Annotated in this window: 5 protein-coding genes; 3 read left to right on the forward strand and 2 right to left on the reverse strand. The window is 75.8% G+C overall.

Features of this window, described 5'->3' with window-relative positions; genetic code table 11:
• Positions 1–523, reverse strand: a 523-nt coding sequence (locus UWG_RS30070) for a Clp protease N-terminal domain-containing protein (RefSeq protein ID WP_033196141.1), incomplete at its 3' end; no start/stop codon positions are given.
• Positions 520–1,083: a ferritin-like domain-containing protein gene (locus UWG_RS0114190; RefSeq protein ID WP_016907883.1), complete on the reverse strand. Its 564-nt coding sequence runs from the start codon at positions 1,081–1,083 to the stop codon at positions 520–522. The genes UWG_RS30070 and UWG_RS0114190, both read right to left, overlap by 4 nt.
• Before the next feature lie 454 nt (positions 1,084–1,537).
• Here UWG_RS0114190 and UWG_RS0114195 point away from each other — a divergent pair, with 454 nt between their 5' ends.
• The 3 genes from UWG_RS0114195 (at position 1,538) to UWG_RS33385 (ending at position 5,493) form a co-directional block, all read left to right on the forward strand.
• On the forward strand, positions 1,538–2,554 hold the full coding sequence (locus UWG_RS0114195) for a thiopeptide-type bacteriocin biosynthesis protein (RefSeq protein ID WP_016907884.1): 1,017 nt from the start codon (positions 1,538–1,540) through the stop codon (positions 2,552–2,554).
• Positions 2,551–5,211 (forward strand): lantibiotic dehydratase family protein, encoded by a 2,661-nt coding sequence (locus tag UWG_RS0114200; protein WP_016907885.1) that lies wholly within the window; start codon positions 2,551–2,553, stop codon positions 5,209–5,211. Before UWG_RS0114195 ends, UWG_RS0114200 begins: the two co-directional genes overlap by 4 nt.
• 129 nt (positions 5,212–5,340) lie before the next feature.
• Complete coding sequence (locus UWG_RS33385; protein WP_016907886.1) at positions 5,341–5,493, forward strand: hypothetical protein; 153 nt, start codon at positions 5,341–5,343, stop codon at positions 5,491–5,493.
• Positions 5,494–5,783: the final 290 nt, after the last annotated feature.

Below are 5,783 nucleotides of genomic sequence, written 5' to 3' on the forward strand. Positions count from 1 at the left end.
CCGCCTCGCTGCGGAGGCGGTCGGCGGCGGTGCCGTGGCGGTCGAGGAGGCGCCTGGCGCCGGAGTCGCGGCCGTCGAGGAGGGCGGCGAGGACGTGTTCGGGACCGGTGCCGGAGACGCCGGCGGCCCGCGAGCGCGCGTGCGCCGCGATGAGGACGCGCTTCGCAGCCGGGGTGAGGCCGGGCTCGGCCGAGGGCGTGCCGCTCTCGCCCGGCAGCGCTTCCGCGACGGTGCGGGCGAGCGCGTCGGGGTCGGCGCCCGCCTGCGCGAGGAGTCCCCGCACCGGCTCGACCTGGGTGCACGCCCAGAGCACATGCTCGGTGTCGAGGTCGGCGCTGCCGTCCTGCTGTGCCCGGCCGGACGCCCGGGCGAGCAACTCCCGGGCCGAGTCGGTGAGGAGGCGCCCGATCGGTACGCGCCGCCCGGCGGGAGGAGAGGTGAGCGGCGAGGTGCCGAAGAAGCGGTTCAGCAGGTCGGAGAAGGGGTCGGCGGCGCCGGAACCCCCGAAGGGGGACGTCGTCATGCGGCACTCCTGCGCGGCGCGGCCGGGCGGTGTGAGCCCTGGGGTTCGAGGAAGGTGAGCATCTCGTCCGCGTGCTCCTCCTCCTTCTTGGCGAGGATCGGTTCGAGCACCTCGCGGGACGTCTGGTCGGCGCCGATCCGGTTGATCCTCTCGGCGCGAGAGGCGATGGCCACGCACTCGGCGGCGGGGTTCTCCCTGAGCGTCTGCTCGTCGTCCGCCTTCCGGTACTCGGCGTGCGCCCTGCCCGTGAGCTGCGGGGGGCCGAGCAGCGGGCTTCCGCCGAGCTGCACGATGCGGCCGGAGGCCCGGTCCGCGTGCCTCTGCTTCTCGTTGGAGTGCGCCGGGAACTCGCTCGCGACGGGCTCCGAGTCGAGCCCCTTCGCCGTGCAGCAGCGCTGCCGGAACCGCAGGACGCAGACGGCCTCCGCGGCGGGCGCCGTGTCGGGGAGCCCGCCGACGCGGTCGGCGTCGGTGCCGTAGGAGGCGGTGGAGAGGCCGCTCCTCGTGTTCCGGCCTGCCCGGTCCCGGACCGTGTCGACGTCGGTGCGGAAATCGGTCATGCCACGTCCCCTTCCGGGCACTCTCTCGCCTCCACTAGAGCAGCACCCCGGATGTCCCGCAAAGGGAGTACCTGCCGCCTCCCGTCCCCGCGCGCCGGCGCCCCCGGGGTGCGGCGAGGGCGCGCTTCTCCCGGCTGACGCCCCGCACCACGCGCCCCCGCAGCGGTGCACGACCGGCGGGCCGAGCAGGAGGAGGTGACGTGTGGGGAGGGAGCGGTGCCTGTGCACCGAGCGGTCACGAGAGGGTGAGCGCGCCCGCCTCCCGACGACCGCGGCTCGTACGCGGAGGCGCGACGGCGCGGACCAGGCACCGCGGCGCACTCCCGTTCATCGTATGACAAGTCGCGACTCGCCTTTCACCTCCGCCACCTCTGGGAACTCCTCTACCCAGCAAGGGACTTGGACTTCAGCAGGCGATACGAGAGCGGCCGCCGCGGCGGGACGGCTCTTCGGGATGGGGGTCGTTGCGGTGCTGAGCGTGGAGCGGCTGCTCGCAGACTGCGTACGGGACTCGCGTACGCTCCGGCTGGGCACGGTGCCCGTCTCCCCCGCGGAGCCGGGGTACGGCGAGGCGCGGCGCGCCTTCCTCTCGGCCGGCCTCGCCGCCCTCCGCAACGAGCAGTACGGGGCCCGCTGGGTCCAGCTCAACCTCAGTCCGGCCCCCGGGCGCCTCCCCGAGCTCTACGCGGCCCTCGCCGCCTCGGCGCATGCGCTCCTCGCCGACGGCAGGGCGCGCTCGTTCTACTTCATGCACAAGGAGCCCGGCCTGCGCGTCCGCTTCGAAGCCGGTGAGTGCTCCGCCGCCGTCCTCCGCAAGGAGGTCGAAGAGCGGCTCCCCGAGGGCCCGTTGGCCCTCCAACCCGTCTCGGTGCGGTACGAGCCCGAGGCGTACCTCTTCGGCGGCCCGCAGTCGATGCCGTACGTCCACCGCCTCTTCACCGCCGACTCGCTCGCCTGGCTCGACCACCACGGCCGATGTCCCGGGCCGCCCGCGCTCAGCACCTGGCGGCTCTCGCTGCTCCTGCTGCGGGAGGCGTTCGACGGCCTGGGGATCGTCGGCTGGGAGCACCGCGGCGTGTGGGAGGCGATCCAGCACGAGACGGGGCGCACCGCTGCGTCCGTCCCCGAGGCCGATCAGGAGCGGCACGGCCGCGCACTCGCGGGCATCACCGCCTACTGGCGCCTCCCGCGCCGACAGGCGCTCGCGGAACTCCCCGGGGAGGAACGCACCGCGCTGGAGGCGCAGTTGGACGCCGCGCACGAGGCGGGCGAGGAGTGGCGGAAGGGATACTTCGAGGCAGGTTCCGCCACCGTCGGGCCGCGTCTGGCCGCCGCGTTCCACACGATCTTCCTCTGGAACCGGGGCAGACTCGCCCTCTCGACGCAGCGGCTCCTCACCGAGGCACTCGCCTGGGACGCGCCGAGCGGCGTCCCCCGAGAGGGCACGGCGGGCTCCGGGGGGCTCCGGTGAACGCCGAGGCAGCCCTGCGGGAGGACGCGCGACGTCCCGGCCCGGCGCCCACCGCTGCCGAAGCACGGAAGCTCGCCACGCCTGAGGACACCGCGGGGCAGCCCGCTGCGCGGCTCGGAGCCACCGCACTGGTCAGGGCGGCCGGCCTCCCCGTCTCGGCCTGGTGCTCGGGAGGCAACCCGGACCTCTTCGACGCGGCAGCCTCCCTCGCGAAGCTGCGTACCGCGCTCGGCGCACGCGCGGCCGAACTGGGCGAACTGCTCGGCGAGCAGGCCGTGCCCGACGACCGCCTCGGCACCGAGGAGCGACGCGCCGTCCTCGCCCTCCGCCGCCGGCTGCACGCGGGCTCGCCGCCCGGAGACCCGCGCACCGCCCGCCTGCTGGACCGCACGCACCCCGAACTCGCCTGCGCTCTCGGTGCGTTGGAGCGTGAGCACGCGCGGCTCGTGCGTGCGGCTGCGGAGTGGGAGTCCCGGGTGGCGGCGGAGCGCGAGCGTGTCGGGCTCCTCGGCCTGGAGCTCGTGCGCACGTACCCGGCGCTGCGTGAGCTGGTCGACGGCGCCTCGCCCTACGTCGTACCGGAGTTGGAGCGGCGCTCGGCCGCCGGCGAGGACTGGCGCGGCAAGAAGCTGCGCAAGGCGAGCGGCTACGTCTGGCGGGCCGTGGCCCGTGCCGCTGCGAAGACCACGCCCCGCGGTTGGGCGGGGCAGCTCGCGGCGGCGCCCGTCGCCGAGGAAGCGGAGTCCGGGGCGGCACCGTCGCTCCTGCCGCCCGGCGTACGTCTGGGCGCCGTCGCGGCCGAGGCGGTGCACAACCTCCACCTCGCGGCGACCGACGCTTCCGCCACCGACCTGCGCCACGCACCGGGTGCGACGCTGCTCGCCATGGCCGCCCTGCACACGGCTCCGCCCGCGGAGCGCGGCGAGGCGCCGCTCCTCCACTGCGGGGTCGTCGACGCGGAGGACCGCACGAGGTTGCGGCACGTCGCCGTCCGCCGCACCGGCGCCGTCGAGATGGTCAGGGCCGTACTCGCCGAAGGGCCCAAGCAGCTCGCCGAGTTGGTCGGCGCACTCACGGGCGGCGCGGAAGGCGAGCGCACCGCGGTCGCCCGTGGGCTCCTCGACCACCTGCGCCGCCTCGGCGTCCTCCAGGTCTGCGCTCCGCCCGCGGCGAGGCGGCTGCCCTGGACACAGGCGGCGGAGGCCCGCACCTGGACGCGGGCTCCGCAGCTCGCCGAGGGCGCCCCGGGCGCGTGGTTCCTCGACTCGCACCGGCGGCTCGACGGCTCCCTCCCCTCGGCAGCGGCCGACCGGGTCTGGCGCGGCCTGCGCACGGCGTCCCGGCTGGCGGCGCTGCGGGACGCCGACGGCAGCGCGCGGCGGGTTCTTCTCCCGCCCGAGGCAGCCGAGTTGGGCACCGCACCGCGCCGCCTGGGCGACATCGTCACCGAGCGGCTGCTCGCCGAGGCCGACAAGCAACACCGCCCCGAGCCGCAGAGACTGCCCCGCTACCGCGGCTGGCGCCCGCCGGAGGAGTCCGACTCCGGCTACGCCGCGCTCCTCGCCCACCTGGCGTCCCGGCTCGACGAACCCCACGTCGACCTCGACTCCCGCCTCCTCGACGCCCTCGGCGCCCCGGACGCCGAACGGGCCCTGCCCGCCTGGCCGTTGGACTGCCTGCTGCGGCCGCTCCCGGCCCCGGGACCGGCCGCCGTCCTGGAGACGGCGTCCCCCGCCGGCATGCTCGACGCCAGGTTCGCCGGCGCCCTGCGGACCTTCCACGGCGGCTACTCCAACGCCGACGCGTACCGGGAGTTCCTCGCCGCCGTCGAGCGCGAGACGGGCGCACGCTTCGTGGAGTTGCTCGTCCCGCCGCTCGCCGAGCACGCGGCCAACGCGGTGCGCCGCCCCGCTGCCGCCGCGTGCTGCACAGGCGACCCCAACTCGGCCCCGCACTACGGCTGTACGGCCGACTCCCCGCACTCTCCGCCCCTCCCCCGCCTCGCGCTCGACGACATCACGCTGCGCAGGTCAGGCGACCGCCTCGTCGCCGAGTCCCGCGGGCGGCGCCTGCTGCCGATGCACCACGCGACGCGTACGCCGCTGCCGCCCTGGGACACGGTTCTGCGCCTGCTCACCTCGGCGGGACACCCGGAAGGTGCACGACTCGTCCAACTCGACGGCCTGCTGGGGGCGTTCCCCGGAGCGCGCCGGGTGCCGCGGCTCACCGTCGAGGGCGAACTCGTCGTCAGCCCGGCACAGTGGCGCCTGCCGGGGACGCTGCCGTGGCGGCCGTCGGACGGCGACGCGGCCAAGGTGACCGCGCTGGCGAAGCTCCGCGCGGGCGCCGGCCTCCCGCGGTTCGGCTACGTGCGCACCTCGCCCGGCGGCAAGCCGCTGCCGATCGACCTGGCGGCGCTGCCCTCGCTGCATCTGCTGGAGCGCGTCTGCGGCCAAGAGGGGCCCGAAGAGCTGCTCTTCGAGGAGGCGCTGCCGGCGCCCGGCGCCCACCTGCTCCGCGACGCGCTGCACGACGGAGCCGCCGTCGCCGCCGGCGTGCTGCTCCGTCTGCCGCATCGCACCCCGCCGGCGGAGCTCGCCGCGCGCGCCGCCGCCCGCCTCCCCGCAGCCGACTGCACGCACCGGCAGGTCGGATGAGGAGCCCCGTATGCGCACACGACCGACGCGCCGGCGTCCGGCGGACGACCGACCGGGCCCGGCCCGAGAAACGGCCCGCGACGTTCCCGAACGACCGTGCCCGAGGCACTCCGCGAGAGAGGACCCACCATGCCCCCGACGCTCGGGACGGCCGAACTCGACGCTCTCGTCGAGGAGCTGGACGCCCGCATCACCGAGACCGACCTGCCCGAGGGCAGCGCGGACACGTACGAGTGCAGCGGCGCCTGCACGGTACTGATCTGCACCGTCGTCGTCTGCTGACCCCTCAGGACACCGTTCCGTCCAGCCGGCGGCGTGCTCGGCGCCGTACCGGAACGGCGTCCCCGAGGAGAGCCGGGTCGGCGAGGACCGCCCGCCGACCCGGTGCTCCTCGGCGCCACCCGGCCCGGGGCCGGAGAGGCCCCGGTGCACCCTGAACCTCCCGCCGGGCGACCGCCGGGCGAGGAGCCGAGAAGAACCGCAGAGAAAGGGACATCCATGCCCGCAACGATCGAAGCAACCGACCTCGACGCCCTCATCGAGGACCTCGACGCCCGCATCACCGAGACCGA

Origin of the sequence: Streptomyces xiaopingdaonensis (assembly GCF_000262345.1) — a bacterium.
Classification (GTDB): domain Bacteria; phylum Actinomycetota; class Actinomycetes; order Streptomycetales; family Streptomycetaceae; genus Streptomyces; species Streptomyces xiaopingdaonensis.